The sequence below is a fragment of the Caballeronia sp. LZ035 genome (assembly GCF_031451175.1).
In the GTDB taxonomy this organism is placed as follows: Bacteria; Pseudomonadota; Gammaproteobacteria; order Burkholderiales; family Burkholderiaceae; genus Caballeronia.
This window is the reverse complement of record NZ_JARUXS010000004.1, coordinates 290,273-317,008: the sequence shown is the minus strand read 5'-3', so window position 1 is coordinate 317,008 and position 26,736 is coordinate 290,273. Positions and strand designations below refer to the sequence as shown.

25 protein-coding genes are annotated in these 26,736 nt (G+C 62.5%); 12 read left to right on the top strand and 13 right to left on the bottom strand.

The window, feature by feature from the left end; all coding sequences use genetic code 11:
- Positions 1-4 precede the first annotated feature (4 nt).
- From QCE88_RS31795 to QCE88_RS31760, 8 genes are all read right to left on the bottom strand, one after another.
- Positions 5-325: a hypothetical protein gene (locus tag QCE88_RS31795; RefSeq protein ID WP_309909227.1), complete on the bottom strand. Its 321-nt coding sequence runs from the start codon at positions 323-325 to the stop codon at positions 5-7.
- On the bottom strand, positions 312-626 hold the full coding sequence (locus tag QCE88_RS31790; RefSeq protein WP_309909226.1) for a hypothetical protein: 315 nt from the start codon (positions 624-626) through the stop codon (positions 312-314). Before QCE88_RS31790 ends, QCE88_RS31795 begins: the two co-directional genes overlap by 14 nt.
- Complete coding sequence (locus QCE88_RS31785) at positions 623-1,147, bottom strand: DUF2778 domain-containing protein (protein WP_409018256.1); 525 nt, start codon at positions 1,145-1,147, stop codon at positions 623-625. The genes QCE88_RS31790 and QCE88_RS31785 overlap by 4 nt, the downstream gene beginning before the upstream one ends.
- Positions 1,148-1,346: 199 nt before the next feature.
- Positions 1,347-1,643, bottom strand: coding sequence for a hypothetical protein (locus QCE88_RS31780; protein ID WP_309909224.1), 297 nt, complete (start codon positions 1,641-1,643; stop codon positions 1,347-1,349).
- A 5-nt stretch (positions 1,644-1,648) separates the two neighbouring features.
- On the bottom strand, positions 1,649-2,041 hold the full coding sequence (locus QCE88_RS31775; RefSeq protein WP_309909223.1) for a DUF3592 domain-containing protein: 393 nt from the start codon (positions 2,039-2,041) through the stop codon (positions 1,649-1,651).
- 129 nt (positions 2,042-2,170) lie between these two features.
- Positions 2,171-2,491, bottom strand: coding sequence for a hypothetical protein (locus tag QCE88_RS31770; protein ID WP_309909221.1), 321 nt, complete (start codon positions 2,489-2,491; stop codon positions 2,171-2,173).
- A 144-nt stretch (positions 2,492-2,635) separates the two neighbouring features.
- The gene (locus QCE88_RS31765) at positions 2,636-3,403 is read right to left on the bottom strand and encodes a class II aldolase/adducin family protein (RefSeq protein ID WP_309909220.1); all 768 of its coding nucleotides are present in this window, start codon (positions 3,401-3,403) and stop codon (positions 2,636-2,638) included.
- 60 nt (positions 3,404-3,463) lie between these two features.
- Positions 3,464-4,552: a GlxA family transcriptional regulator gene (locus QCE88_RS31760; RefSeq protein ID WP_309909218.1), complete on the bottom strand. Its 1,089-nt coding sequence runs from the start codon at positions 4,550-4,552 to the stop codon at positions 3,464-3,466.
- 275 nt (positions 4,553-4,827) lie between these two features.
- Here QCE88_RS31760 and QCE88_RS31755 point away from each other — a divergent pair, with 275 nt between their 5' ends.
- The 7 genes from QCE88_RS31755 to QCE88_RS31725 are packed head-to-tail and all read left to right on the top strand — an operon-like array spanning position 4,828 to position 12,177.
- Positions 4,828-6,222 carry an L-serine ammonia-lyase gene (locus tag QCE88_RS31755; RefSeq protein WP_309909216.1) on the top strand — a complete coding sequence of 465 codons (1,395 nt, stop codon included), beginning with the start codon at positions 4,828-4,830 and terminating at the stop codon, positions 6,220-6,222.
- 43 nt (positions 6,223-6,265) lie between these two features.
- Complete coding sequence (locus QCE88_RS31750) at positions 6,266-7,510, top strand: sarcosine oxidase subunit beta family protein (protein WP_309909214.1); 1,245 nt, start codon at positions 6,266-6,268, stop codon at positions 7,508-7,510.
- A gap of 22 nt (positions 7,511-7,532) precedes the next feature.
- Positions 7,533-7,832 carry a sarcosine oxidase subunit delta gene (locus tag QCE88_RS31745; protein ID WP_309818931.1) on the top strand — a complete coding sequence of 100 codons (300 nt, stop codon included), beginning with the start codon at positions 7,533-7,535 and terminating at the stop codon, positions 7,830-7,832.
- Positions 7,829-10,831 (top strand): sarcosine oxidase subunit alpha family protein, encoded by a 3,003-nt coding sequence (locus QCE88_RS31740; protein ID WP_309909212.1) that lies wholly within the window; start codon positions 7,829-7,831, stop codon positions 10,829-10,831. Before QCE88_RS31745 ends, QCE88_RS31740 begins: the two co-directional genes overlap by 4 nt.
- Positions 10,821-11,483: a sarcosine oxidase subunit gamma gene (locus QCE88_RS31735; protein ID WP_309909210.1), complete on the top strand. Its 663-nt coding sequence runs from the start codon at positions 10,821-10,823 to the stop codon at positions 11,481-11,483. The genes QCE88_RS31740 and QCE88_RS31735 overlap by 11 nt, the downstream gene beginning before the upstream one ends.
- Positions 11,480-11,917: a dihydroneopterin aldolase gene (locus QCE88_RS31730; protein ID WP_309909208.1), complete on the top strand. Its 438-nt coding sequence runs from the start codon at positions 11,480-11,482 to the stop codon at positions 11,915-11,917. Before QCE88_RS31735 ends, QCE88_RS31730 begins: the two co-directional genes overlap by 4 nt.
- Positions 11,914-12,177 carry a hypothetical protein gene (locus QCE88_RS31725; RefSeq protein WP_309909207.1) on the top strand — a complete coding sequence of 88 codons (264 nt, stop codon included), beginning with the start codon at positions 11,914-11,916 and terminating at the stop codon, positions 12,175-12,177. Before QCE88_RS31730 ends, QCE88_RS31725 begins: the two co-directional genes overlap by 4 nt.
- A 14-nt stretch (positions 12,178-12,191) precedes the next feature.
- Here the strand turns inward: QCE88_RS31725 and QCE88_RS31720 are convergent, their stop codons facing one another.
- From QCE88_RS31720 to betI, 4 genes are all read right to left on the bottom strand, one after another.
- On the bottom strand, positions 12,192-15,590 hold the full coding sequence (locus QCE88_RS31720) for a hypothetical protein (RefSeq protein WP_309909206.1): 3,399 nt from the start codon (positions 15,588-15,590) through the stop codon (positions 12,192-12,194).
- Positions 15,591-15,717: 127 nt separating this feature from the next.
- Positions 15,718-17,412 (bottom strand): choline dehydrogenase, encoded by a 1,695-nt coding sequence (betA, locus tag QCE88_RS31715; RefSeq protein ID WP_309909204.1) that lies wholly within the window; start codon positions 17,410-17,412, stop codon positions 15,718-15,720.
- A gap of 11 nt (positions 17,413-17,423) precedes the next feature.
- The gene (gene betB / locus QCE88_RS31710; protein ID WP_309909203.1) at positions 17,424-18,893 is read right to left on the bottom strand and encodes a betaine-aldehyde dehydrogenase; all 1,470 of its coding nucleotides are present in this window, start codon (positions 18,891-18,893) and stop codon (positions 17,424-17,426) included.
- 26 nt (positions 18,894-18,919) lie between these two features.
- The gene (betI, locus tag QCE88_RS31705; RefSeq protein ID WP_309909202.1) at positions 18,920-19,507 is read right to left on the bottom strand and encodes a transcriptional regulator BetI; all 588 of its coding nucleotides are present in this window, start codon (positions 19,505-19,507) and stop codon (positions 18,920-18,922) included.
- Positions 19,508-19,745: 238 nt separating this feature from the next.
- On the opposite strand from betI, the gene fdhA reads away from it, so the two are divergent.
- Positions 19,746-20,942 carry a formaldehyde dehydrogenase, glutathione-independent gene (fdhA, locus tag QCE88_RS31700; protein WP_309909201.1) on the top strand — a complete coding sequence of 399 codons (1,197 nt, stop codon included), beginning with the start codon at positions 19,746-19,748 and terminating at the stop codon, positions 20,940-20,942.
- Between the two features lie 52 nt (positions 20,943-20,994).
- On the top strand, positions 20,995-21,525 hold the full coding sequence (locus QCE88_RS31695) for a GNAT family N-acetyltransferase (protein WP_309909200.1): 531 nt from the start codon (positions 20,995-20,997) through the stop codon (positions 21,523-21,525).
- Between the two features lie 4 nt (positions 21,526-21,529).
- Here the strand turns inward: QCE88_RS31695 and QCE88_RS31690 are convergent, their stop codons facing one another.
- Positions 21,530-22,525, bottom strand: coding sequence for a GlxA family transcriptional regulator (locus QCE88_RS31690; RefSeq protein ID WP_309909199.1), 996 nt, complete (start codon positions 22,523-22,525; stop codon positions 21,530-21,532).
- Positions 22,526-23,054: 529 nt separating this feature from the next.
- On the opposite strand from QCE88_RS31690, the gene QCE88_RS31685 reads away from it, so the two are divergent.
- The 3 genes from QCE88_RS31685 to QCE88_RS31675 all read left to right on the top strand — a co-directional run bounded on the left by QCE88_RS31685 (position 23,055) and on the right by QCE88_RS31675 (position 26,721).
- Complete coding sequence (locus QCE88_RS31685; RefSeq protein ID WP_309909198.1) at positions 23,055-24,026, top strand: dipeptidase; 972 nt, start codon at positions 23,055-23,057, stop codon at positions 24,024-24,026.
- A gap of 29 nt (positions 24,027-24,055) precedes the next feature.
- Positions 24,056-24,589: a DUF5943 domain-containing protein gene (locus tag QCE88_RS31680; RefSeq protein WP_309818907.1), complete on the top strand. Its 534-nt coding sequence runs from the start codon at positions 24,056-24,058 to the stop codon at positions 24,587-24,589.
- A 68-nt stretch (positions 24,590-24,657) separates the two neighbouring features.
- Complete coding sequence (locus QCE88_RS31675; RefSeq protein ID WP_309909197.1) at positions 24,658-26,721, top strand: NADH:flavin oxidoreductase; 2,064 nt, start codon at positions 24,658-24,660, stop codon at positions 26,719-26,721.
- Positions 26,722-26,736 lie beyond the last annotated feature (15 nt).

Below are 26,736 nucleotides of genomic sequence, written 5' to 3'. Positions count from 1 at the left end.
CGTGTTATTGATGTCGGCTGCGGACGACGCGGGTGATCAAGCGGTAGGCCAGCCATAGGGCCAAGGCTGAGAAGATCCAGCTGAGCGCTAGGGCGACGAGGCCGCAGAAGGCGCCGATGGTGTCGGGATCCTTCTCATCGCTATAACCGAATGTATCCAGTCCGAATCTGACGATCCTATAAATCCATAGCGGACACCCTTGAGCGTGAGCATCGATATAACGAAAGACAACGATGCCGAGTTCGTACGGAAGGATGAGCCAGAGTGATATGAGAAGGGCTTGGCGGAGCAAGAGCTTCGTTGTGAGATGGTCAAGCTTGCCCATCGCCAATTTCTGAGCGACTGCGAACAATTCGGATGATCAATCGGTAAACGATCAGCAAGACCATCGCCACGAATATGCAGCAGAGGACTAGCGCGAAGAGGGCACACAAGGCGCCGATAGTCTCAGGCTCCTGCACGTCGTGGTAACCGAAAATCTTGAGCGCAAAACGAACGGTCCATTCAATCCATCCCGGCGCTTCTTCCACGCGCGTGTTGAGGTATCGAAAAAGGACAACACCGAGTTTGTACGAAAGTACTAGCCAGAGCGAGGTCCGAAGGGCTAGCCAGAGGATTCGTTTCATCGAACTTCCACCACACCGTAGGCCTTGTGCAGTGAGCCCGGGATAGAAACAGTCGGTCGACCCGAACGGATGAATTTCCTCAGTCTGTCGAAATCCTTTTCGTCCACAACGGTAATGCACCCCTCACTCAAACCGCCGAAACCGTTTGGATGCAGTCTGAAACTGCCACGCGTGACTCCGTTGACAATTGTCTCGTCGCCGGTTTTACGATTCCACAGGGTGAACCACTTAGCATGGTCGTTGCCAAACCCGTACTTCGCCACTAGGTCACGGGCTCGTCCCAAGCGACCGCCTGCCTGTCGATCGATAATGTAGTAGCGACCTGGCGGAATGGGTCCAATGCCTTGAAGTGCAACCGCGTCAGGATTGTCGCGACCAATGTCTTTTCCCGAATAAGCCTCGATGGTGCCAAAACCTGTGCACGCGAGGTCGGAGGAAACCTGTCGATTGAGTTTGAATACACAGCTGACTGGCATTGATTTTCTAAGCGCGCTTCGTAGAGATAATAAAATCGCGTTCATAACAATAGCGGTTGACTGCTATGCAGTGTGAGAACTTCTGTAATAAATTTTGAAATCGCTTGCCGCCACTACTTAAGAAAATCGAATACGCTTTGAGTTGGCGCCTATAAGAAGAGACTCGTTGCTTGCGCGCATGATTTTCTTGCTGCCTGACAATTTAACGTGCACTAAAAAGGCATGGACGGAGAACGCACGTGTGTCAGCGGTTGCGAATCAATCGGGCAATCAATCCATATCCAATCAGCAAGACCATCGCGACGAATATCCAGCAGAGCACTAGCGCGAACAGGCCACAAGCGGCGCCGACCGTTTCGGGATCCCGCACGTCACTGTAGCCGAATGAATCGAGTGCAAAACGCACGCTCCGTTCGATCCATTCCGGGCACGCTTCAATATGGGCATCGATATAACGGAGAAGGAAGATGCCCAGCTTGTAGGAAAGAAAGAACCATAGCGAAATCAAGCCTATCGTCTTGAAATTGCGCATTCTTTTCATGCCGCTTATTCGATTCTCTTTTTTTGACTGACACCCGAAATCCCTTTTGTAAAAGCGAACAACGCCAGCGCAGTGAGGAAGACGTGCCAGCCCCAGAGATTGAATATGCCGTCGATTCGGGCGAGTGTGGGTGATCTCGTGTCGTAGCGCACCGTCACCTGATCGCCCACCCGGAACTTGCACCACGTACTGCTTCCTGCGACCGAAAGACGGTCGCCGGTGACGGTGGTAAATGCAACATCGGGCTTATGATTTCCCGCGCGCAGACGAAGTACCACTCCCTCAGCAGTTTGCGAATGCCGAAACCAGTCGATTTCCGGCTGCAGAAATGGCAGTTGCATGAGCAGTACGACTGCTCCCGCAAGCAATGGCCCGAATCGAAGGCGTCTTGCGGTCACGCCGCTGCCCGCCCGAGAAAAGATTGGGTGTAATCGAGGATACCGTCTTCAAGCTCCGTGAAGCAGACATAGTTACGATTGACAAAGGGGAGGGTACGGCCACGAGCAACACGAAAGCCACCTCGCCCTCTAACGTTGATAATCCGCATTAGCTGGTAGTTGCTGCCTGCGATGCCAGAATCTGGAAGCCAGTCCATAGGCTGCACTCAACATAACCCCTACCACAATCCAGCTGACGACAAACGTAGCCAGGTTAGCGATCGTGGTTATATCTTCAGGTTCGCTGACGTCCGAATGCGTAAGCTCAATCCCGAATCGAATGGTGTCATCGAGCCAGTCTGGCATTTCCGGCGTCTGCTGGATGATGAAAACCGCCAGCGCGATGCCTGCGCGATAAGTGAGGCCGAGAAAGGTCAAAGTCAGCAATATGCTAAGCGGGACTCGCTTCATATACCCGGCTCTGTCCAGCAGTTCTAGAAACCAAACAGTACCGCTATCCCGTCTTGCAATGCATCGCATTTTGTAAAACAACAATGCCCTCGATCAACAGAATCGAGGGCATGGAAAACTACAGTCAGCAATCACCAAACCACCCTAACTCCGATAATCCGTCCTCGCCCCACCTTCAATCATCCTCAACGCCGCTTCCCACTGCATGCGCGTAATCCCCTCCGACTCATCCCGTCGATATTGCGAAGCCGTCACCTCGCACACCTTCTCCGAAGGCCAGTTCAATTCCCCGCCTCCCACCAGCGCCCGCAACTGAATCTCACAAGCCCGTTCAAGAAAATACATTTCCTGAAACGCCTCCGGAATCGACTTCCCGCAGGTCAACAACCCATGATTACGCAGAATCATCGCGTTATGCGAACCGAGATCGTTCACCAACCGATCCCGCTCGGCCAGATCGAGCGCAATCCCTTCATAATCGTGATAAGCCAGATGCCCGTAATACTTCAGCGCATGCTGACTAATGGGCAACAGCCCGCGCTTCTGAGCCGAGACCCCCGCGCCCGCCGCCGTATGCGTATGCACGACGCACGCCACATCGTGACGCGCCATGTGAATCGCCGAATGAATCGTAAAACCCGCCGGATTCACGCGATAACGCTCCGGGTCGTCGCGGGCGCCGGGTTCAACCGGCCGTCCTTCGCTGTCGATGCGCACCAGATCCGACGCCCGCATCTCGTCGAACAGCACGCCATAGCGGTTGATCAGAAAGTGATGGTCCGATCCCGGCACGCGCGCACTAATGTGCGTGAAGATCATGTCGGTCCAGCGAAAATGCCCGATTACGCGATAGAGCGCCGCAAGATCGCAACGTACCTGCCATTCTTCCTGCGAGTATCCGTGAGTCGCCATGCCGTTCCTCCTTGGTGTGATGAGCCGCGGAAAACGTGAACAAAGTGCTCTGAAGACGCTCTATAGCGCCTGGGCGCGGCCCGGAAAAGTCTCGTCGTAGTCCATCGATTGCTCGGCGGCCTGCGCGTCCTGCGCACCGCCTTGTTCGCGATACATCATCGGCGGCACGCCGAACTGCTTGCGGAACTCGCGGCCGAGATGCGAGGCATCCGAGAAGCCGCAGCTCGACGCAATATCCGCCACCGTCTTGTCCGAACTCGTCAACAGCCATGCCGCCGTACGCAGCCGCACCTGCTTCGCATACGCTTGCGGCGCCTTGCCCGTCTCCGCCTTGAAGAGGCGCTCGAGCTGACGCGTCGACATGTCGAGCTTGTGGGCCAGCTCATCGAGCGTCAGCGACCGCCCGACATGCTGCTCCATCAGCAGGATCGCACGTTTGACTTTCGGATGCGTCGCCGGCGCGAGACCGGGCGGATGCGGCTGCGGCGCGTTGCCTTTCTGCATGTCGTCGACGAGCAGGATGCGCAACGCCTTCTGCACCGTCGCGGTCTCGAAGTGGCGCAGCAGAATGGCCGCGGCCACGTCGATGGACGCGCGCCCGCCCGAGCACGTGATGCGCCGCCGGTCGATCACGAACAGACGGTCCGCAACCAGCGCCTGCTCATCCGCATGCGGAAAGCGCTCGACGAAGTCCCAGTAGTGAAACCAGCTCACGCAGATGCGGTGTCCCTCGAGCACGCCGGCGCGCATCATCGAGAAGACGCCCGTACACATGCCGACGATGGTCGCGTCCGCCGCGGCCGCGCGTCGAATGAACTGCAAGGTGGCATCGCTCGTCGCGGGACCGGAATGCAGCAGGCCGCCGACTACGACTACGTAGTCGAACGGCTCGGCTTGCTCATAGGTTTCCCACGGCGTGATCTGGATGCCGCAGCTTGCGCGGACCGGCGCAAGCGTCTCGCCGATCACGCTCCAGGAGCAGCGCACGGGGCGGCTGAAGTCGCCTTCGTCGGCGGACAGGCGCAACAGGTCGACGAAACCGGAAAACGCGGTCAGCGTGAAGTTCGGCAGCAGGATGATGCCGAAGCGGATGCGCGATTTCGATTGACCGTCGATGGACAGCGGTGGAAGGGACTCTGCGGGGTTCATGCGCGTGACGTGCGGCGGCTCGAAGTTATCCGGCGAGCATATCACTCGCGCGCGGCGTTCGGCACCCGCGTCAGAAAACGCGTCGGCCGCTTCAGAAACCTAGGGATAACACCGAGGCGCGCACGCCGGACCGCGCGCTGACGCCGCCATCCCATTTCGACGGCGTTTTTGTTCTATCGAGTCTTTTTGCGGTTTGGTGCAATGAGCGCCATACCGAAACCACGCACGCGCCCACCGCGCCGCGCCCAGTCAAACCCAAGCAAAGGGACTCGCTCATGAACGTCAGCGTCTTCGATCTGTTCAAGATCGGCATCGGACCGTCGAGCTCGCATACCGTCGGACCGATGATCGCGGCGTGCCGGTTCGCGTCCCACATCGAGGACGCCAATCTGCTCGCCTTCGTCACGCGAGTGCGCGTCGAGCTGTTCGGTTCGCTCGGCGCGACCGGCAAGGGCCACGGCACCGACAAGGCCGTGCTGCTCGGCCTCGAAGGCAATCTGCCCGATCTGATCGATCCCGACCTGATCGCACCGCGTCTGGACGCCATCCGCAAGAGCAAGCGCCTGATGCTGCTCGGCAAGCACGAAGTCATGTTCGAAGAGCGCGAGCACATCGGCTTCTATCGCAAGCTGATGCCGGGCGCGCCGGGTTCGAGCATCGTGCATCCGAACGGCATGCGCTTCCAGGCGTTCGACGACAACGGCCAGTTGCTGGTCGAGAAGGAGTATTACTCGGTCGGCGGCGGCTTCGTCGTGAATCGCGAGGGCGATCGCGTCAACGGCGTGCGCGCGGGCGGCACGGTGCCGCATCCGTTCCGTACCGGTGAGGACCTCATGCGCGTGTGCCGCGAAACCGGTCTCTCCATCGCCGAAGTGACGATGCGGAACGAATGCGCGAGCCGCAGCGAAGCCGAAGTGCGCGAAGGCATGCTGGCCGTGTGGCGCGTGATGGCCGCCTGCGTCGAGCGCGGCTGCAAGGAGCGCGGCGAGCTGCCCGGTCCGATGCACGTGAAGCGTCGCGCGGCGGATCTGTCCGCGTCGCTGCGCTCGCGCTCCGAAGAGTCGCTGCGCGATCCGCTCTCGATGCTCGACTGGGTCAATCTCTACGCAATGGCCGTGAACGAGGAAAACGCCGCGGGCGGCCGCGTCGTCACCGCGCCGACCAACGGCGCCGCCGGCGTGATTCCCGCCGTGCTGCACTACTACGTGAAGTTCATGCACGGCGCGAACGACGAAGGCATCGTGCGCTTCCTGCTGACGGCCGCGGCCATCGGCATCATCTACAAGGAAACGGCATCGATTTCCGGCGCCGAAGTCGGCTGCCAGGGCGAAGTCGGCGTCGCCTGCTCGATGGCCGCCGCCGCACTCGCCGCAGTCATGGGCGGCACGCCCGCGCAGGTCGAGAACGCTGCCGAGATCGGCATGGAACACAACCTCGGCATGACCTGCGATCCGGTCGGCGGGCTCGTGCAGATTCCGTGCATCGAACGCAACGCGATGGGCGCGATCAAGGCACTCAATGCCGCACGCATGGCGATGAAAGGTGACGGCACGCACTACGTGTCGCTCGACTCGGTCATCAAGACGATGCGCGAAACCGGCGCCGACATGAAGACGAAATACAAGGAGACGTCGCGCGGTGGTCTCGCCGTGAACGTCATCGAATGCTGATTCTGATTCAACGCATAACACCCTGCACGAAGAAGGAAACACCATGAGCCGCTACTCGATATTCAGCCTGCTGCGCAACGGCATGTCGTATCACGAGAACTGGGAACGCCAGTGGAGAAGTCCGGAGCCGAAGCGCGAATACGACGTGGTGATCGTCGGCGGCGGCGGCCATGGTCTCGCGACCGCGTATTACCTCGCGAAGGAACACGGCATCACGAATGTCGCGATTCTCGAGAAGGGCTGGATCGGCGGCGGCAATACGGCGCGCAACACGACCATCGTGCGTTCCAACTATCTGTGGGACGAATCCGCCGCGCTCTACGAAAAGGCGATGAAGCTGTGGGAAGGCCTCTCGCAGGACCTCAACTACAACGTGATGTTCTCGCAGCGCGGCGTGATGAATCTCGCGCATACGCTGCAGGACGTGCGCGACACCGAACGCCGCGTGAACGCGAACCGCCTCAACGGCGTCGATGCCGAGTTCCTCACGCCGCAGCAGATCAAGGAAATCGAGCCGACCATCAACCTCAACAGCCGTTACCCGGTGCTGGGCGCGTCCATTCAACGGCGCGGCGGCGTCGCGCGTCACGATGCCGTGGCGTGGGGCTTCGCGCGCGGCGCGGATCGCGCGGGCGTGGACATCATCCAGAACTGCCAGGTCGTCGGCATTCGCCGTGAAGGCAACCAGGTCACGGGCGTCGATACGACCAAGGGCTTCATCAAGGCGAAGAAGGTCGCGGTGGTCGCGGCGGGCAACACGACGAACCTCGCCGACATGGCCGGCGTGCGCCTGCCGCTCGAAAGCCATCCGTTGCAGGCGCTCGTGTCCGAGCCGATCAAGCCGGTCGTGAATACGGTGGTGATGTCGAACGCGGTGCACGCGTACATCAGCCAGTCCGACAAGGGCGATCTCGTGATCGGCGCGGGCGTGGACCAGTACACGGGCTTCGGGCAGCGCGGCAGTTTCCACATCATCGAGGGCACGCTGGAGGCGATCGTCGAGATGTTCCCGGTGTTCTCGCGCGTGCGCATGAACCGCCAGTGGGGCGGCATCGTCGATGTCTCGCCGGACGCCTGCCCGATCATCTCCAAGACCGACGTCAAGGGCCTGTACTTCAACTGCGGCTGGGGCACGGGCGGCTTCAAGGCGACGCCGGGCTCGGGCTGGGCGTATGCGCACACCATCGCGCGCGACGAACCGCACGCGTTGAACGCGGCCTTCTCGCTGGACCGTTTCTATACCGGCCATCTGATCGACGAACACGGCGCGGCTGCCGTGGCTCACTAACCCGCACACTAAGGAAGAAATCATGTTGCTGATCGAATGCCCCTGGTGCGGGCCACGCGCCGAAACCGAATTCTCCTGCGGCGGCGAGGCAGACATCGCGCGTCCGCTCGACACGGAAAAGCTCACCGACCGCGAATGGGGCGATTACCTATTCATGCGCAAGAACCCGCGCGGCACGGCGCGCGAGCAATGGATGCACGCGCAAGGTTGCCGCCGCTGGTTCAAGGTGCAGCGCGATACGGTTTCCTACGAGATTCAGGGCTACGAGACGTTCGACCGTCCGCTGGCTGTGATGAATGACAACGGAGCACAGTCGAAATGAGCCAGAAAGACCGACTCGGCCTGGGCGGGCGCATCAACCGCGCCATTACGCTGACCTTCACGTTCAACGGCAAGACCTACCAGGGCTACGAAGGCGACACGCTCGCCTCCGCGCTGCTCGCCAGCGGCGAACGCTTCGTCGCACGCAGCTGGAAGTACCACCGTCCGCGCGGCATCATCACGGCGGGCGTGGAAGAGCCGAATGCCGTCGTGCAGCTCGAAACCGGCGCGTACACCGTGCCCAATGCGCGCGCCACTGAAGTCGAGCTGTATCAGGGGCTCGTCGCCAAGAGCGTGAATGCGAAGCCGAACATCGAGAACGACCGCATGGCGGTCAATCAGAAGATCGCGCGCTTCATTCCGGCGGGCTTCTACTACAAGACCTTCATGTGGCCGCGCAAGTTCTGGCCGAAGTACGAAGAAGTGATTCGCGACGCAGCGGGTCTCGGCGAAGCGCCGAAGCATCTCGATGCCGACCGCTACGACAAGTGCTTCGCGCATTGCGACGTGCTCGTGGTCGGCGGCGGACCGTCGGGTCTGGCAGCGGCGCATGCGGCGGGTCTTTCCGGCGCGCGCGTGATCCTGGTCGACGACCAGCGCGAACTCGGCGGCTCGCTGCTGTCGTGCCGCGCGGAAATCGACGGCAAGCCCGCGTTGCAATGGGTGCAGAAGGTCGAAGCCGAACTGCGCCGCATGCCCGACGTGAAGATCCTGTCGCGCAGCACGGCGTTCGGTTATCAGGATCACAACCTCGTCACGATCACGCAGCGTCTGACCGAGCATCTGCCGGTCTCGACCCGCAAGGGCACGCGCGAACTGATGTGGAAGGTCCGCGCGAAGCGCGTGGTTCTCGCGACCGGCGCGCACGAGCGTCCGATCGTGTTCGGCAACAACGATTTGCCGGGCATCATGCTGGCGTCGGCGGTGTCGACGTATCTGCATCGCTATGCGGTGCTGCCGGGACGCAATGCAGTGGTGTTCGCCAATAACGACGACGCGTATCAGTGCGCACTCGACCTGAAAACAGCTGGCGCTTCCGTGACCGTGGTGGATCCGCGCGCGGCCGAATCGAAGGGCACGCTGCCGGCGGCTGCACGCCGTCAAGGCATCCGCGTGATGAACAATGCGGTGATCACCGCCGCGCGCGGCAAGCTGCGCGTCGCGTCGGTGGAAGTCGCGGCCTATGCGAACGGCCAAGTGGGGCAAAAGCAGGAAGACCTGTCATGCGATCTGGTCGCCATGTCGGGCGGCTGGAGTCCGGTGCTGCACCTGTTCGCGCAGTCGGGCGGCAAGGCGCACTGGCATGACGAGAAAGCGTGCTTCGTGCCGGGCAAGGCGATGCAGGCGGAGAGCAGTGTCGGTGCATGTGCGGGCGAGTTCTCGCTGGCGCGCGGCCTTCGCTTCGGCGTCGAAGCGGGTGCGGATGCCGCGCGTGCAGCAGGGCATATCGTCGCGAAGCCGCAGCCGGTGCAAGTGGCCGAGATCGTCGAGGCGCCGATGTTGCCGCTGTGGATCGTCGGCAACCGGGAGCTGGCAACGCGCGGCCCGAAGCAGTTCGTCGATTACCAGAACGACGTGTCGGCGGCGGACATCTATCTCGCCGCGCGCGAAGGCTTCGAGTCCGTCGAGCACGTAAAGCGCTATACGGCGATGGGTTTCGGCACCGACCAGGGCAAGCTCGGCAACATCAACGGCATGGCGATTCTCGCGCAGGCGCTGAACAAGACCATTCCCGAAACCGGCACGACGACCTTCCGCCCGAACTACACGCCCGTGACCTTCGGCACGTTCGCGGGCCGCGAGCTGGGCGAGTTTCTCGATCCGGTGCGCAAGACCGCCATTCACGAGTGGCACGTCGAAAATGGCGCGATGTTCGAGGATGTCGGCAACTGGAAGCGTCCGTGGTACTACCCGAAGGCGGGCGAAGACATGCATGCGGCCGTGGCGCGCGAGTCGCTTGCGACGCGTGAAAGCGTGGGCATCCTCGATGCATCGACGCTCGGCAAGATCGACATTCAAGGACCGGATGCCGCGAAGCTGCTCAACTGGATGTACACGAATCCGTGGAGCAAGCTCGAAGTGGGCAAGTGCCGCTATGGCCTGATGCTCGACGAAAACGGCATGATCTTCGACGACGGCGTCACCGTGCGCCTCGGCGAACAGCACTACATGATGACGACCACCACCGGCGGCGCCGCGCGCGTGCTGACGTGGCTCGAGCGCTGGCTGCAGACCGAATGGCCCGACATGCGCGTGCGGCTCGCGTCGGTGACGGACCATTGGGCGACCTTCGCGGTCGTCGGGCCGAACAGCCGCAAGGTGCTGCAGAAGGTCTGTCACGACGTGGACTTCGCGAACGCGGCGTTCCCGTTCATGAGCTATCGCGACGGCACGGTGGCGGGCGCGGCGGCGCGCATCATGCGCATCAGCTTCTCGGGCGAACTCGCCTATGAAATCAACGTGCCGGCGAACGTCGGACGCGCGGTGTGGGAAGCGCTGATGGAAGCGGGCGCCGAGTTCGACATCACGCCGTACGGCACGGAAACCATGCACGTGCTGCGCGCGGAGAAGGGCTACATCATCGTCGGCCAGGACACGGACGGCTCGATGACGCCTTACGACCTCGGCATGGGCGGACTGGTCGCGAAGTCGAAGGACTTCATCGGCAAGCGTTCGCTGACGCGTTCGGACACGTCGAAGCAGGGGCGCAAGCAGTTCGTCGGCCTCCTGACCGACGATCCGCAATACGTGCTGCCGGAAGGCGCGCAGATCGTGGCAGGCCCGTTCCAGGGCGACACCGCGCCGATGCTCGGCCATGTGACCTCGAGCTACTACAGCCCGATCCTGAAGCGTTCGATCGCGCTGGCCGTCGTGAAGGGCGGTCTCGACAAGATGGGCGAATCGGTCCTGATCCCGCTCGCAAGCGGCAAGCAAGTGAAGGCAAAAATCACCAGTTCGGTGTTCTACGACAGCGAAGGAGCACGTCAGCATGTTGAATGAGATCAAAACGGGCGCCGCGGTCGTCGATCGTGCCATCGGCGCACAGGGACTGAGCGGGACCTGGCAGGAATCCCCGCTCGTCGGCGCCGACGCGCTTCTCAAGGCGCATCAGGGCGGCTCGCCGAAAGCCTTCCGCCTCACCGAGCGGCCGTTCCTCGAACTCGTGAACGTGCGTGGCGATACGCGTGACGCGAGTTTCGTCAGCGCCGTTCAGAACGTGCTCGGCTGTACGCCGCCCGAGAAGCCGAATACCGTCGCGCGCGGCAATGGGTACACGATGCTGTGGCTCGGTCCCGACGAATGGCTCGTGCATTCCGACGCCGCTCACGACGCCTCGCGTCCCGCGCCGCTCGAAGCGAAGCTGCGTGAAGCGTTCGTCGGCCAGTTCTCGGCGGCGGTGGATATCGGCAGCGGTTACACGGTGCTCGATATCGATGGCCCGAAGACGCGCGAGTTGCTGTCGCGCGGCTGTCCGCTCGATCTGCATCCGAAGCTGTTCGGCGAAGGCCAGTGCGCGCAGAGTCACTTCTTCAAGGCGTCGCTGACGCTGGTGCCGCTGGGCGGCGACCGCTTCGAACTGATCGTGCGCCGCAGCTTCGCGGACTACTTCGTGAAGATCATGCTCGACGCCGCCGAGCCGCTGCTTTCATGAAGCCGTTCGAGCCGCTGGAGATGGGCGGGCGAGGCTGGCGCGTCGTGGTCGACGAGTTGATCGTGCAGACGCGCGTCGGTCTCTACGAGCATGAGCATGAAGGGCCGCAGCCCGTCTGCATCGATGCGAGCCTGCATTACCGCGCGATGCCGGATGAATCGGACGCTGGCCTCATCGACTACGAAGCGTGGTGCAATCGCGTGAGCGCGTTTCTCGAAACGAAGCCGCACACGCGCCTGCTCGAAACGCTGGCCGTGGAGATTGCCGCGCTCTCGTTCGATGAATGGCCCGCGCTCGACGCCCTGACACTTACGCTGCACAAGCCGAAGATCCGCCCCGGCACGAAGCGCCTCGGGCTGGAACTGGACTGGCGCCGCGCGGACCATGACGCGTGGCAGCTGCGTACCGCCGCAGGTCACGCTCTGGCGCGATGAATCCGTCACGCGACGCCGCTGCACAGCTGTCCGCCCGTGCCTTCAAGAAGCACGATGCGGACGCGGCGCTCGCGCTGCTCGACCGCAGCATTGCGCTGAAGCATCGGCGCATCGCGCTGATTCGCTACCTCCATGCGCAATATCTCGATGCGCCGCTGCAAAGCCGGCATCACGACTATGTGAAGGCGATCGCGGCGCGGCTCAGCGTGGACGCGTTGATGCGCATTGCCGCGACAGCGCGGGCACGCTTCGATGTGTGATGCGGCTTCGTCGTCTATGCACTGGGATGCGGATAGGACGGGTCGATGGAGCGGATGTAGGGTTCGACTACATTGAGCGGCTGCTCGATCCAGTTCGCGATTGCCTGTGGCGTCAGGCGATAACCCTCCCCCATCAGCATGCGAACGATCGCCTGGTCTTCGTGACTCAATGAAGGAATGGGCAAGGGCGACAGCAACGACGACGGCGATGACGTTCGCGAAGCAGGCTCGACCGGCAATGCCTGCGAGACTGACGGGCGGTTATACGGGAAGTAGCCGGTGGCTGCGTAGTCCGGCGCGATCTGTCGAACATAGTCTGTGACGACGTTCACGTCGAGATCGAGCATGCTCGCCATGTGCTCCGGCTTCAGCCAGGATTCCATCAAACGTTCGATTTGTGCTGTGTCGGCTTCGGAGAGATGTGACGGTGAGAATGCGCGGGAACTTCCTGCGACAGGCTCGCCCTGAGCGGGCGCCTGGGGCAACGCGGCAGAGGTGGTGGCTGCCGGGATTGGCGTGTCGCCGCGCAAGCCGAATGTCCTTGAAATCATCCGTACTTCTCTCACTGTCGTTCCGTTTCGCTGAGCGATTTCATGATCTGTCAGGGATGTTTCGCTGAGATCCCGAATGACGTTGCTCTTCGTTTCCGCGCGCGTGATGACGGGTCCTGCTTGCATCTCCCTATCCTTCAGCATGTTTCGCCGTACTCTCGCGGCAGTGGACCAGGAGACCCCCAGTTCTCTCGCGATGGACTCAGTCCTGTCGTTCGCATGCTGCGTGACGTAGCGATATGCGGACTCGACCTTGTCCCAGGAAAGGCGCGGGTTGATTCTTCTTTCCAGCGCGTTACTGCGCGCGAGCCTTGAGACTCGCAGAACCGGTACCTTGAAGTGACCGGCAACGGTGGAGTAATTCTGCGTGGGCTGATTCCTCAGGTACTCGACGATCGCTTGCTCCTCTCGCCGTTCGTCAGGATCGATCTGCGGTTGGCGTCTGGTCGTGGGTGTTCTCGGCTTGATGGGGTTGTCTTGCCTGACGCGGTACCTCAGATCGATCTTCCGGGCCGTCGTGGCGCTGACGTCGTGCTGCTGGCCAATGGCTGCGTAGGAATCGCCTGTATCCCTCAAGTCCGCGACGATGGCTTGCACTTTCTCTGCATCGATGAAGGGATGTCGCTTTATGTCATGCTCTTTCGCGATATTTGCGACTGAACTCGTCCCGACACCATGTCGTTCGGCGATCGTGCGATAAGTGTCGCCGGGATGGCTTCTCAGATTGTCGACGATGATCTGCCTCTGCCGTGTCGTAATGGGCGCCGTTACGCTCGACCGCGTATCGAGTGAGGAACGGGGTAGTCGTACTACATTGTTCCTGTCCGCCACTCGCCTCACTGTTATCGTTGCAACGTCATGTCGTTGCGCAATCGCCGTGTAGGAATCGCCTGGATGGCTCATCAGATCTTCAAGGATGGCCTGGGCTCTTTCCGGTGAAAGCGGGCGGACACCGCCTGCAAGGCCTGTACTGGAATGAGGCTCCCACAGGCCCTGCTCGTCGAGCCGTACCGGGAACGAAGGCCGCCACGGATTGCTTTGGTCGAAGACGCGCCAAGTGCCGTTGTCCTTGTCGTACTTGACCGCATAAGTTTGACCGTCCATCGAGATGAAGCGCTGGCCGCGCGGGTCGACCATGACGCCGGGCGTGGTGCCCGGCGTGGACTGGGCGATCGGCGTGTCGTAGCGGTAGGACGAGGGTAGAGGTTGCGGGCCGTTGATACGTGCGCTGGCGGAGTCGAGTTGGCTGAGCGGCGGGGCCTTCGCAGATGAAGCCGCTTGCGCGATCTCTGCCGCGCCCGGGGCTGCCATCTCGATAGCTTTGGGCTTGCGCAGCATGTCGAGCAGGGCGCCGGCCCTGGACATTCCCCCCTTGAGCGCCGGACCGGCAATGTCCACCTCGGGCATCTTGTAGCCGAGCGCCGTGCCGAGTACGCCTGCGCCGATATCGATGAACGTACGAGCGGTATCGTTCAGATGGCTGTGCGGACAGATCGAATTGGTGAACAGGTTCGCGACGGGCATGGCGCCGACGGTCAGGCGGCAGAAGGCCTCGTCGAGTTCCTGCTGCCATTCCGGCGGGGGCGGTGAGTAGGCGGTCAGGTACTCGCGGCGCGGCGGGTCCAGGTCGGTCTTGCCTTGCACGTTGATGCGTCGTTCCGCGGCCACCAGCCGGCGTTGTGCCCATTGATACTCGGCGAGAAGGTTCTTGCCATAGTCATCGTTGGGCAAGGGCGGGTTCTTGAGGACATCGGAGAAGCTGGAGAAAGGCGGCAACTCGAAGCGGTGGAACAGATGGCCTTGCTCGGCGCGCTCTGCATCGGCGTCCATGTGGCGGGTGCGGTCCTCCCACTGCCTGAGCTTGCTGAAGCCGTCGGGACTCATCCTCATCAGTTCGGTGAAGGCGAGGGCGTGCTGTTCGTCGTTCAGCATTGCGCCAAAGTATTCCAGCCGCTTGGGAGAATCATCGCCCGTGCCGTAGATGGTCATGCCGGAAGCCTCCTTCAGGCGCTCGATCACTTCGCCAAAGGTCTTCTGACGGGCGAGTCTTGCAGCGTCGACTTTGCCATCGATACCGTCAGCGATCTTCGATTGCAGAGCACGCTTGAGCGCGGCGGCCTGGTTCATGGCGGCTTCGCGCTCCCCGGGCGTGGTGGCGCGCTCGAAGTTGTCGCGCAGGTTATCGAGGCGCTCGACGCCGCGCTTGCCTTCGGCATCGAGATAGCCGCTGCCGAAGGGCTGCGTGAAGATCGACTCGGCATGCTTGACGGGATCGGACTGGGTGTCGTCGTGCTCGTCGGAGATGGCCTGGCGGAACGACTCGAACTGCTTGACGATCGCGGCACGCTGGCTGGGCTCGGCGGCATTCTCGAACGCCACACTGAACATCGAGAGCTGGGCGAGGTTCTGCTCGCGCACGGCGTCGTCGGGCAAGTCGGCGATCTGCGCTTGAAGACCGGGCAGCTGATTCTGGAAAGCCTTGGCGTAGCCGGGCCGGCCCGTCATGTTGATGTCGTTGAGCTCGCGGGCGCTGCTGGCGTTGTCCTGGTTACGCGTGGACGAGATGTCGTTGGCGTCGTAGGTTGTGTTGAGACGGTCGAGTTCATCGGCGGTGGCGCCCTGGAGGACGGTGACGTCCTGCTTCGCTGCATCGGAAGAGAGCGCGGCGGCGTCGGTCTGCGAGTTGACCGAGAGCTGAGTCGGGATCGATGGCGTATGCGGTGCATCGGCATCGTCCGGTTTCGCTGGCTGTGGAGCGGGCTGAGGCGGGTCTCGTTGAAGAGCCCCCGGCATGCTCGGATCCGACGATTCGCCGGGCGATGCGGTATCGGTGGGCCGGCTGCCGACTGAACTCACTGACATGGAATACTCTCGGGTATCGAGTTATCGGGCGGGAAAAGCGACGTGCCCGCCCTTGCCGTATTCCATTAGAAACCGCAGCGAATCGTGCCCGGTCGTACCGCAGTACGACGAACTTCACCATGCTCGATCAATGGCCGGCCAGATCCAGTGCCGGCACGGCCCGCGCTCGTTTCCCGCCTGCCACGAAGTAAGGCGTCTCGACCCGCGCCAGCGGCTCGAGGCCCCGGATGCGATCCGCGATCTTCTCCGCCAGCATGATGGTCGGCGCATTGAGATTGCCGGTCGTGATCTGCGGCATGATCGACGCATCCACGACCCGCAATCCCTGCATGCCATGCACGCGGCCTTCTCCATCCACGACCGCCATGTCGTCGTCGCCCATCTTGCACGAGCATGACGGGTGATACGCCGTCTCCGCCTTGGCGCGCACGAAGGCATCGAGTTCTGCGTCGCTCTTCAGGTCGTCGGACGGATGCAGTTCGCGGCCCCGGTATCGTTCGAGCGCGGGCTGGCGCATGATCTCGCGCGTGACGCGAATCGCATCGCGGAATTCGCGCCAGTCGAGCGTATCGGCCATGTAATTGAACAGGATGCCCGGATGCGCATGCGGGTCGCGCGACGTGAGCTTCACGCGGCCACGGCTCGGAGAACGCATCGAGCCGACGTGCGCCTGAAACCCGTGCATGCGGATCGGGTTCGAGCCGTTGTAATTGATCGCGACCGGCAGGAAGTGATACTGGATGTTCGGCCATGGATCATCGTCGCGCGTGCGGATGAAGCCGCCCGCCTCGAACTGGTTGCTCGCGCCGATGCCCGTGCCGTTCAACATCCATTCGAGCCCGATGGCCGGCTGGTTCCACCAGTGCAACGCCGGATACAGCGACACGGGCTCCTTGCATTCGTACTGCATGTACATCTCGAGATGATCCTGAAGGTTCTCGCCGACGCCCGGCAGATCATGCACCACGGCAATGTCCAGTGGCTTCAGCCAGTCGGGCCGTCCGACGCCCGAGCGTTGCAGCAACTGAGGCGAGGCAATGGCGCCGCTGCACACGAGCACTTCGCGGCGCACATGCGCGGTCACGCGTTCGCCGCGATGCAGATAGGCGACGCCGATCGCCCGCTTGCCCGAGAACAGCACGCGGTCGGTGGTTGCATGCGTGACGATCGTGAGATTGCCGCGCTGTTTCGCGCGGTCCAGATAGCCGCGCGCGGTGCTGGCGCGCCTTCCCTTCGCGGTCACGGTGCGGTCCATCGGACCGAAGCCTTCCTGCTGATAACCGTTGAGATCTTCGGTGCGCGGATAGCCTGCCTGCACGCCTGCTTCGACCATCGCGGCAAAGAGTGGGTTGTTGCCGGGCTTGCTCGTCGTCACGTGCACGGGGCCGTCGCCGCCGTGATACGCATTCGGCCCGATGTCGCGTGTCTCCGCCTTGCGGAAATAGGGCAGGCAGTCGAGATAGCTCCAGTTGTCGAGACCGGGCATCGAGGCCCAGTTGTCGTAGTCGAGCGCGTTGCCGCGGATATAACACATGCCGTTGATGAGCGACGACCCGCCCAGGCCCTTGCCGCGACCGCATTCCATGCGACGGTTGTTCATGTGCGGCTCGGGCTCGGTTTCATAGGCCCAGTTATAACGCCGCCCTTGCAGCGGATAAGCCAGTGCGGCGGGCATCTGCGTGCGGAAGTCGAAGCGATGATCCGGGCCGCCCGCTTCCAGCAGCAGCACGGTCACGTCCGCGTCCTCGGTGAGACGCGAGGCGAGCACGTTGCCCGCCGATCCCGCGCCGACGACGATGTAGTCGTATTCGTTCGCGCTCATCGTGAAGCTCCTTAAAACACGGGCTGATAGGGACCGAGCTCCACCTGCACGGACTTGATGCGCGTGTAGGCATTGAGCGTCGCGATGCCGTTCTCGCGGCCGATTCCCGACTGCTTGTAACCGCCGACCGGCATCTCCGCCGGCGACTCGCCCCAGGTGTTGATCCAGCAGATACCCGCCTGGAGCCGATGAATCACGCGATGCGCGCGCGACAGATTCTCCGTCACCACGCCCGCGGCGAGACCGTAGTCGGTGTCGTTGGCACGCGCGATCACTTCGTCTTCGTCGTCGAAGGCCAGGAGGCTGAGCACCGGGCCGAAGATTTCCTCGCGCACGATGCGCATGTCGTCGCGGCAATCGGCGAACACGGTGGGCTGGACGTACTGTCCTTGCGCGAAGATACCGTCGGTCAGCCGTGCGCCGCCCGCGATGAGCCGCGCGCCCTCGCGCTTGCCGCTTTCGATGAAGCCCAGCACCTTCTGCAATTGCGCCGCGCTGGCGAGCGGGCCAAAGTTCGTATTCGCATCATCAGGCGCGCCGATGCGGATGCGCTTCACGCGCGTCAGCAGCAATGCCTCGAACGCTTCCATCACGCCGCGCTGCACGAACACACGCGTGCCGTTCGTACACACCTGACCCGAGCTGAAGAAGTTGGCGCTCATCGCGATGTCCGCCGCGCGTTCGAGATGGGCGTCGTCGAACACGATGAGCGGCGACTTGCCGCCCAGTTCCATCGTGACTTCCTTGAGCGTTGATCCCCCCGCGCGCGCCATGACTTTCTTGCCCGTCTCGACGCCGCCCGTGAACGAAATCTTCTCGATACCGGCATGTTCCGCCAGCATCGCGCCGACGCGCCCATCGCCCTGCACGACGTTGAAGACGCCCGCGGGCACGCCTGCCTCGGTATAGATCTCCGCGAGCTTCAACGCGCTCAGCGGCGTGACTTCGCTCGGCTTGAAGATCATCGCGTTGCCCGCTGCAAGCGCGGGCGCCGACTTCCAGCACGCGATCTGAATGGGATAGTTCCACGCGCCGATGCCCGCGCACACGCCGAGCGGCTCGCGTCGCGTATAGACGAACGACGACTCGCGCAACGGAATCTGCCCGCCTTCGATGGCCGTGGCCAATCCCGCGTAATACTCGATGACATCCGCGCCCGTGACGATATCCACGGCGCGCGTCTCCGCAATGGGCTTGCCGGTGTCGCGCGTTTCGAGCGCGGCGAGTTCGTCGTTGCGGGCGCGCAGCAGATCGACGGCGCGCCGCAGGATGCGCGAGCGCTGCATCGCGGTCAGCGCGGCCCATTCGCGCTGACCTTCGTGCGCGCTGCGCACCGCGCGGTCGATATCCGCTTGCGAAGCCTGCTGCACGTGGGCGAGCAGTTCGCCGTTGGCGGGATCGAGCGTGTCGAACGTTTCGCCGCTCGTTGCATCGACATAGGCGCCGCCGATGTAAAGCCGTTGCTCTTCGAAAGCCGACATATCGCGCTCCTTCAAATGGGGTGGATTCAACTGCGCGCGTCCAGCACGAGGTCGATGTAGTCGTAAGCCAGGCGCAGGGCCGCCTTGGTGTCGAACGGCTCGCCGGCGAGCGCGCCGCGCAGCCACAGTCCGTCGATCAGCGCGGCCAGGCCGGTCGCCGCGCGCCGTGCTGCGGGCTTCGGCAAGGCTCTGGAGAAGTCCGCGCACAGATTGGAATGCAGACGCCGCGTGTTGACGTGTTGCAGCCGCTTCAGTTCGGCCTTGTGCATGCTTTCCGACCAGAACGCCAGCCACGTTTTCATGACCGGGCCGTTCACCTGTTCGACATCGAAATTCGCCGCGACCACGGCCCGCAACTTCGAGCGCGGGTCGGGTTTCGCGGCCTTGCGACGGCGCGCCGTGCCTTGCCACAGCGCACGCAGCACGTGGCGCATGGTGGCTTCGAGCAGCCCGTCCTTGTCGCCGAAATAGTGGCTCACGATGCCCGTCGAGATGCTGGCGCGCTGCGCGACGGAGGCCAGTGTGGCCCCCGCGAGACCGGACTGGTCGATGGTCTGCAACGTGGCGTCGATCAACTGCGCGCGGCGAATCTCGCGCATGCCGAGCTTGGGCATGACAGGTTTCCAGTCAGTGTGGTGCGCCGATGTTAGGTTTTTTATTTTGAACGGTCAATCAATAAAAACCGGAACCAGGCGTTCCCCTACCGTGATGTCGGATTCAGCCAAACGTGCGTCGCATTGAGTGACAGTCGGCGGCTGCGAGCGGCGCTACCCTCGATGCACGGGCGCGATGGACCGCAACGGTGCATGCACGGACGTCGCGCGAGCCGTCCACGAAACATGGAGACGATCAATGAGCAGCAATCGCGGTGTCGTTTATCTGGGGCAGGGCAAGGTCGAAGTGCAATCCATCGACTATCCGAAGATGGTCGATCCACGCGGCCGCGACATCGGCCACGGCGTCATCCTGCGCGTCGTCACCACCAATATCTGCGGCTCGGATCAGCACATGGTGCGCGGCCGCACAACGGCCCCGGTCGGCCTCGTGCTCGGCCACGAGATCACGGGCGAAGTGATCGAGGTGGGCCGCGACGTCGAGACGCTCGCCATCGGCGACCTGGTATCGGTGCCGTTCAATGTGGCCTGCGGCCGCTGCCCGACCTGCAAGGCGCAGCATACGGGCGTGTGCCTGAACGTGAATCCGTCGCGCGCGGGCGGTGCTTACGGTTACGTGGACATGGGCGGCTGGATCGGCGGACAGGCCGAGTACGTGATGGTCCCCTATGCCGACTTCAATCTGCTGAAGTTTCCCGACAAGGATCAGGCAATGTCCAAGATCCGCGACCTCACCTGTCTCTCCGACATTCTGCCGACGGGCTATCACGGCGCCGTGATGGCCGGCGTCGGGCCGGGTTCGACGGTGTATATCGCGGGCGCGGGTCCGGTGGGCATGGCGGCGGCGGCCTCGGCGCGCATCCTCGGCGCGGCCTGCACGATCGTCGGCGACATGAACGAGGAGCGTCTCGCGCATGCGCGCAAGATGGGCTTCGAGACCATTGATCTCTCGAAGGACGCGACGCTCGGCGAGCAGATCGAACAGCTGCTCGGCAAGCCGGAAGTGGATTGCGCGGTGGATTGCGTCGGCTTCGAAGCGCATGGCCATGGCTCGGACAGCGGACACGAAGCGCCGGCCACGGTGCTCAACTCGCTGATGGAGATCACCAAGGCAGCGGGCGCGATCGGCATTCCGGGCCTGTATGTCACCGACGACCCGGGCGCCGTCGATGCCGCCGCGAAAAAGGGCAGCCTGAGCATTCGCCTCGGCTTGGGCTGGGCGAAGTCGCATTCGTTCCACACGGGCCAGACGCCGGTGATGAAGTACAACCGCAACCTGATGCAGGCGATCCTGTGGGACCGTCTGCCGATTGCGGACATCGTGAACGTTTCAGTGGTGACGCTCGATGACGCGCCAGACGGCTACCGCAAGTTCGACGGTGGTGCGCCGCGCAAATTCGTCATCGATCCGCATGGGCTGCTGAAAGCGGCCTGAGAAGGCCGTATCAGTTCGAGCTTTCCTGCAGAAACGGCGGCATACTCGATGTATGACCGCCGACTATCTCCGCACCGCGCTCTCCGTTCGCCTCGCGCTCGCTGCCGACGCGGCGGAGATCGCGCGCATCCACGTCAACGCGTGGCAAGTCGCTTACCGGTCCATCTTCCCCGCTGAATTCCTTGCCTCGCTTTCGGTGCCGCGGCGCCAGGCGCTATGGTCTGAACTGATCGCGCGCGGCATGCCGCGCGTGATGCTGGCGCAGCGCAACGACGTGACACTTGGCTGGATCGCGTGGGGCGCTTCGCGTGACTACGACAAGAACCGCACGGATGCTGAAATCGAGGCGGTCTATATCGACCCGCCGCATTGGCGGCAAGGCGCGGGCAGGATGCTGATCGAAGAGGCGGTGAACGCCGCCGCGAGCGAGGGCTATCGGCAGATAACACTCTGGGCGCTGGAGGAAAATGCGCGCGGCCTGCGCTTCTACAAGGCGCTGGGCTTCACGCTGGATGGCGTATTCCGCACCGAGCGGGTGGGCGGCTGCGAGGTCTGCGAAACGCGCCTGCGCATGCGTATTTGAACGCTCAGGCGACCATCGCCGAAACCGACGAAAGCGGCGGCACCTGCTTGCGCCGCTCGCGGGTCGGCGCGGTGCCGAACGCGTCGCGATAGCTCTTCGAAAAATGGCAGGCTGATTGAAAGCCGCACGCCATCGTGATGTGCATGATGGACATGTCGGTCTGCAGCAGGAGTTCGCGCGCGCGACGCAGGCGCAGCGTCAGATAGTAGTGCGTCGGCGTCATGCCGAGATGCTCGCGAAACAGCCGTTGCAGCTGGCGCTGCGACATGCCGGCGAGCCGCGCCAGTTCTTCCCGCGACAAAGGCTCTTCGATGTTGTTCTCCATCAGCGAGATCACTTCGAAGAGCGACTTGTTGGCCGAGCCGAGCCGCGCCACCAGCGGCATGCGCTGCTGCGCGCTGGTGTCGCGCACATGTTCGACGATGAACTGCTCTGCAATCTGCGTCACGCGCGCCGTGCCGACCCGCGCGGCAATGAGGTTGAGCATCATGTCGAGCGGCGCAACGCCGCCCGTGCAAGTGACGCGGTCCCGGTCGATGACGAACAGTTCCTTGAGAAAACGCGTGTCGGGGAACTCTTCCTTGAGTGCCGACATGTTCTCCCAGTGGATGGCGCACGCATAGCCGGCGAGCAGTCCGGCGCGGGCGAGTGCGTAAGTGCCGGTGCAGAGAGAGCCGAGCACGCTGCCGGTGCGCGCGAAGCGGCGCAGCGCGGACAGATGTTCGGGGGTGGTGGCACGCTGCACGTCGATACCGCCGACCACGAAGACGATGTCCGGTTGCCCGACGCATTCCACCGGGCCGGTATCGACAGCCAGCCCATTGCTCGCGGTGACCGGACCGCCGTCCGGGCTGACGATCGACCAGCGATACAGCGGCTGTCCCGTCAGATAGTTCGCCATGCGCAGGACTTCGATCGCGTTGGTGAAAGCGATCATCGTGAAGTTGGGAAGCGGCATGAACGCGAAGTGCGACAGCGACGCCGTGCGATCGGGGGACATGTGAGAACTGATTCCTTCGAATCTGTTTGATTGGCGCCGTCAGACGCGGCGCTTTACCACTTCTGCAATTTTGGTTTCGATTGCAACTACCATGCCATCAGGCTAAACCCTGAGCGGCTCAAGGCACTGGTCGTGCTTGATCGCACCTGCGCACTGACGCGGGGCCTGACCGGCAAAGGCGCGCACCGTTCCAGCGCACGATCGTGCCGTCGCAGTGCAGCAAGCACTGCCGTTCGAAGGACTACACCGAATCTTAATTCGCCACTTGTCGAAAACAGACGCGGATGTCGGAAAACGCCAAGAACACGTCTAAATTCGTAAATTGACCAGCAGGGCAAAAGTCAAGAATAGACGCAACGAATGAGGGCGGCGAGAACCGGCTGAGAGCCGCGCCAGACCTGACCGAAACGACCGTCCTTCCTGACCCCACGGACCCTTCCATGTCGAACACGACTCTTCCGTTCAAAGCGCCGCTCGCGGCGTTGTGCGCGCGCCTTCCCATTTACCGAGCAACACGGAGCACTTCACGATGAGCACCCTGCACGACAACAGCATCATCATCGACGGCCTGAACATTTCGAAGTTCGAGCGCTCCGTGTTCGAGGACATGCGCAAAGGCAATGTCACCGCCGTGAACTGCACCGTCTCGGTGTGGGAAGACTTCCAGAAGACCATCGACAACATCGCGGAAATGAAGCAGCAGATCCGCGAGTACAGCGACATTCTCACGCTGGTGCGCACCACCGACGACATCCTGCGCGCGAAGAAAGAGAACAAGACCGGCATCATCTTCGGCTTCCAGAATTCATATGCGTTCGAGGACAACCTCGGCTATATCGAAGTGTTCAAGGAACTCGGCGTGAACGTGGTGCAGCTCTGCTACAACACGCAGAACCTGGTGGGCACCGGCTGTTATGAACCCGATGGCGGACTGTCGGGTTATGGCAAGGAAGTCATTCACGAGATGAACCGCGTGGGCATCATGGTGGATCTCTCGCACGTCGGCGCAAAGACTTCGTCGGACGCGATCGCCTGCTCGAAGAAGCCGGTCACGTATTCGCATTGCTGCCCCTCGGGCCTGAAAGATCATCCGCGCAACAAGACCGACGATCAGCTGCGCGAGATCGCCGATGCCAACGGCTTCGTCGGCGTGACGATGTTCTCGCCGTTCCTGAAGAAAGGCCCGGATGCGACCGTCGAGGACTACCTCGAAGCCATCGAATACACGATCGATGTGATCGGTGAAGACAAGGTCGGTATCGGCACGGACTTCACGCAGGGCTACAGCACCGAGTTCTTCGACTGGATCACGCACGACAAGGGCCGTTATCGCCGTCTGACCAACTTCGGCAAGGTGGTGAATCCGGAAGGCATCCGCACCATCGGCGAGTTTCCGAACCTGACGGCCGCGATGGAACGCGCGGGCTGGAGCGAGTCGCGCATCAAGAAAGTGATGGGCGAGAACTGGATGCGCTTCTTCGGCGAAGTGTGGAACGTCTGAACCCGAGCACAACAACAAGGAACCTTGCGATGCAACCTCAACTGCCCATCGACGTCGATCCGCAAACCGGCGTCTGGACCACCGACGCGCTGCCGATGCTGTATGTCCCGCGTCATTTCTTCACGAACAATCACGTTGCTGTCGAGGAAGCGCTCGGCCGCGAAACCTACGCCGAGATTCTCTACAAGGCCGGCTACAAGTCGGCGTATCACTGGTGCGACAAGGAAGCCGAGAAGCACGGCATCAGCGGCATGGCGGTGTTCGAGCATTACCTGAAGCGGTTGTCGCAGCGCGGCTGGGGCTTGTTCTCCATCGTCGAATCCGATCCGACCAGTTCGCATGCCCGCATCCACCTGCACAACTCGTCGTTCGTGCTGGCGCAGCCGGGCAAGCAGGGCAAGCTTTGCTACATGTTCGCCGGATGGTTCTCGGGCGCGATGGACTGGGTCAACGACACCGCTCCCGACAGCGCGAAGAAAGGCCCGCGTTCGAAGTCCATCGAAACGCAATGCGCGGCGGAAGGACACGACCACTGCGTGTTCGAAGTCTCGCCGCTCGCGTGATCAACGCGCGGCCAGCAGCCAAGGTTTTGCAGACGTCACCACACTGAGCCACCCCGAGGTCGATCGCAATGCGTTACCCGAACCTTTTCAAGCCTCTTCAGCTGAACAAGCTGACCCTGCGCAACCGCATCGTCAGCACCGCGCATGCGGAGGTCTATGCCGAGCCGGGCGGCCTGCCCGGGGACCGCTATATCCGTTACTACGAGGAAAAGGCGAAGGGCGGCGTGGGCCTCGCCGTATGCGGTGGTTCGAGCCCGGTGTCGATCGACAGCCCGCAAGGCTGGTGGAAGTCGGTGAACCTCTCGACCGACAAGGTCATCGACCCGCTGTCACGACTCGCCGAAGCCATGCACCGGCACGGCGCGTTCATCATGATCCAGGCGACGCACATGGGCCGCCGCTCGGCGTGGCATGGCGAACACTGGCCGCATCTGATGTCGCCCTCGGGTGTGCGCGAGCCGGTTCATCGCGGCAATGCCAAGATCATCGAAGTGGAAGAGATCAGGCGCATCATCCAGGACTTTGCGGCCGCCGCGAAGCGCGTGAAGGACGCGGGCATGGATGGCATCGAGATCTCGGCGGCGCACCAGCATATGATCGACCAGTTCTGGAGCCCGCGCACCAACTTCCGCACGGACGAATGGGGCGGTTCGCTGGAGAACCGTCTGCGCTTCGGTCGCGAAGTGTTGCAAGCCGTGCGTGAAGCCGTGGGCGCGGACTTCTGCGTCGGCCTGCGCATGTGCGGCGACGAGTTTCATGAAGATGGCCTTTCGCACGAGAACCTGAAGGAGATCGCGCAGGCCATGTCCGAGTCGGGTCTGATCGACTATGTCGGCGTGATCGGTTCGGGCGCGGATACGCACAACACGCTCGCCAACTGCATGCCGCCGATGGCCCTGCCGCCCGAACCGTTCGTGCATCTCGCGGCCGGCATCAAGTCGGTCGTCAAGCTGCCTGTGATGCATGCGCAAAGCATCCGCGATGCCGGCCAGGCGGAACGGCTGCTGGCGAACGGCATGGTCGATCTGGTCGGCATGACGCGCGCACAGATTGCGGACCCGCACATGGTGATCAAGATTCGCGACGGCCGCGAAGACGAAATCAAGCAGTGCGTGGGCGCGAACTATTGCATCGACCGCCAGTACAACGGCCTCGACGTGCTCTGCGTGCAGAACGCGGCGACCTCGCGCGAAGCGACGATGCCGCATGTGATCGAAAAGACGCGCGGGCCGAAGCGCAAGGTCGTGGTGGTCGGCGCGGGCCCGGCCGGACTCGAGGCGGCGCGCGTAGCCCGTTCGCGCGGTCACGATGTCGTGCTGTTCGAGAAGAACGATTACGTGGGCGGGCAGATCATGCTGGCCGCCAAGGCGCCGCAGCGTGAACAGATGGCCGGCATCGTGCGCTGGTTCGACATGGAAACGAAGCGTCTGGGTGTCGACCGCCGTCTGGGCGTCGCCGCCGACGACAAGATGATCATGGCCGAAAAGCCCGACATCGTCGTGCTCGCGACGGGCGGTTCGTCGTTTACGGATCAGGTGCCCGCATGGGGCGTCGAGCAGGGCCTGGCCGTCAGTTCGTGGGACATTCTCTCGGGCAAGGTCGAGCCGGGCAAGAACGTGCTCGTCTACGACGGCGTATCGACCCACGCAGGCGCGGGCGTCGCGGATTTCATCGCATCGCGGGGCAATACGGTCGAGATCGTCACGCCCGATGTGAAGGTCGCCGACGACACCGGCGGCACCACGTTCCCGATCTTCTACCGCCGTCTGTACGCACAGGGCGTGATCCACACGCCGAACTACTGGCTCGACAAGGTCTACGAGGAAGACGGCAAGAAGATTGCCGTGATCCGCAACGAGTACACCGAGGAGCAGGAAGAGCGGGCCGTGGATCAGGTGGTGATCGAGAACGGCATCACGCCGAACGACGCGATCTACTGGAAGCTCAAGCCCGAGTCGCTCAATCGCGGACAGATCGACATGCACACGCTGTTTGCCTCGGAACCGCAGCCGTCGCTGTCGGAAGAACTGGGCAATGGACGCTTTCTGCTGTTCCGCGTCGGCGACTGCATCTCGATGCACAACATCCACAGCGCGATCTACGATTCGCTGCGCCTCTGCAAAGACTTCTGACGAGGGTATTCGACG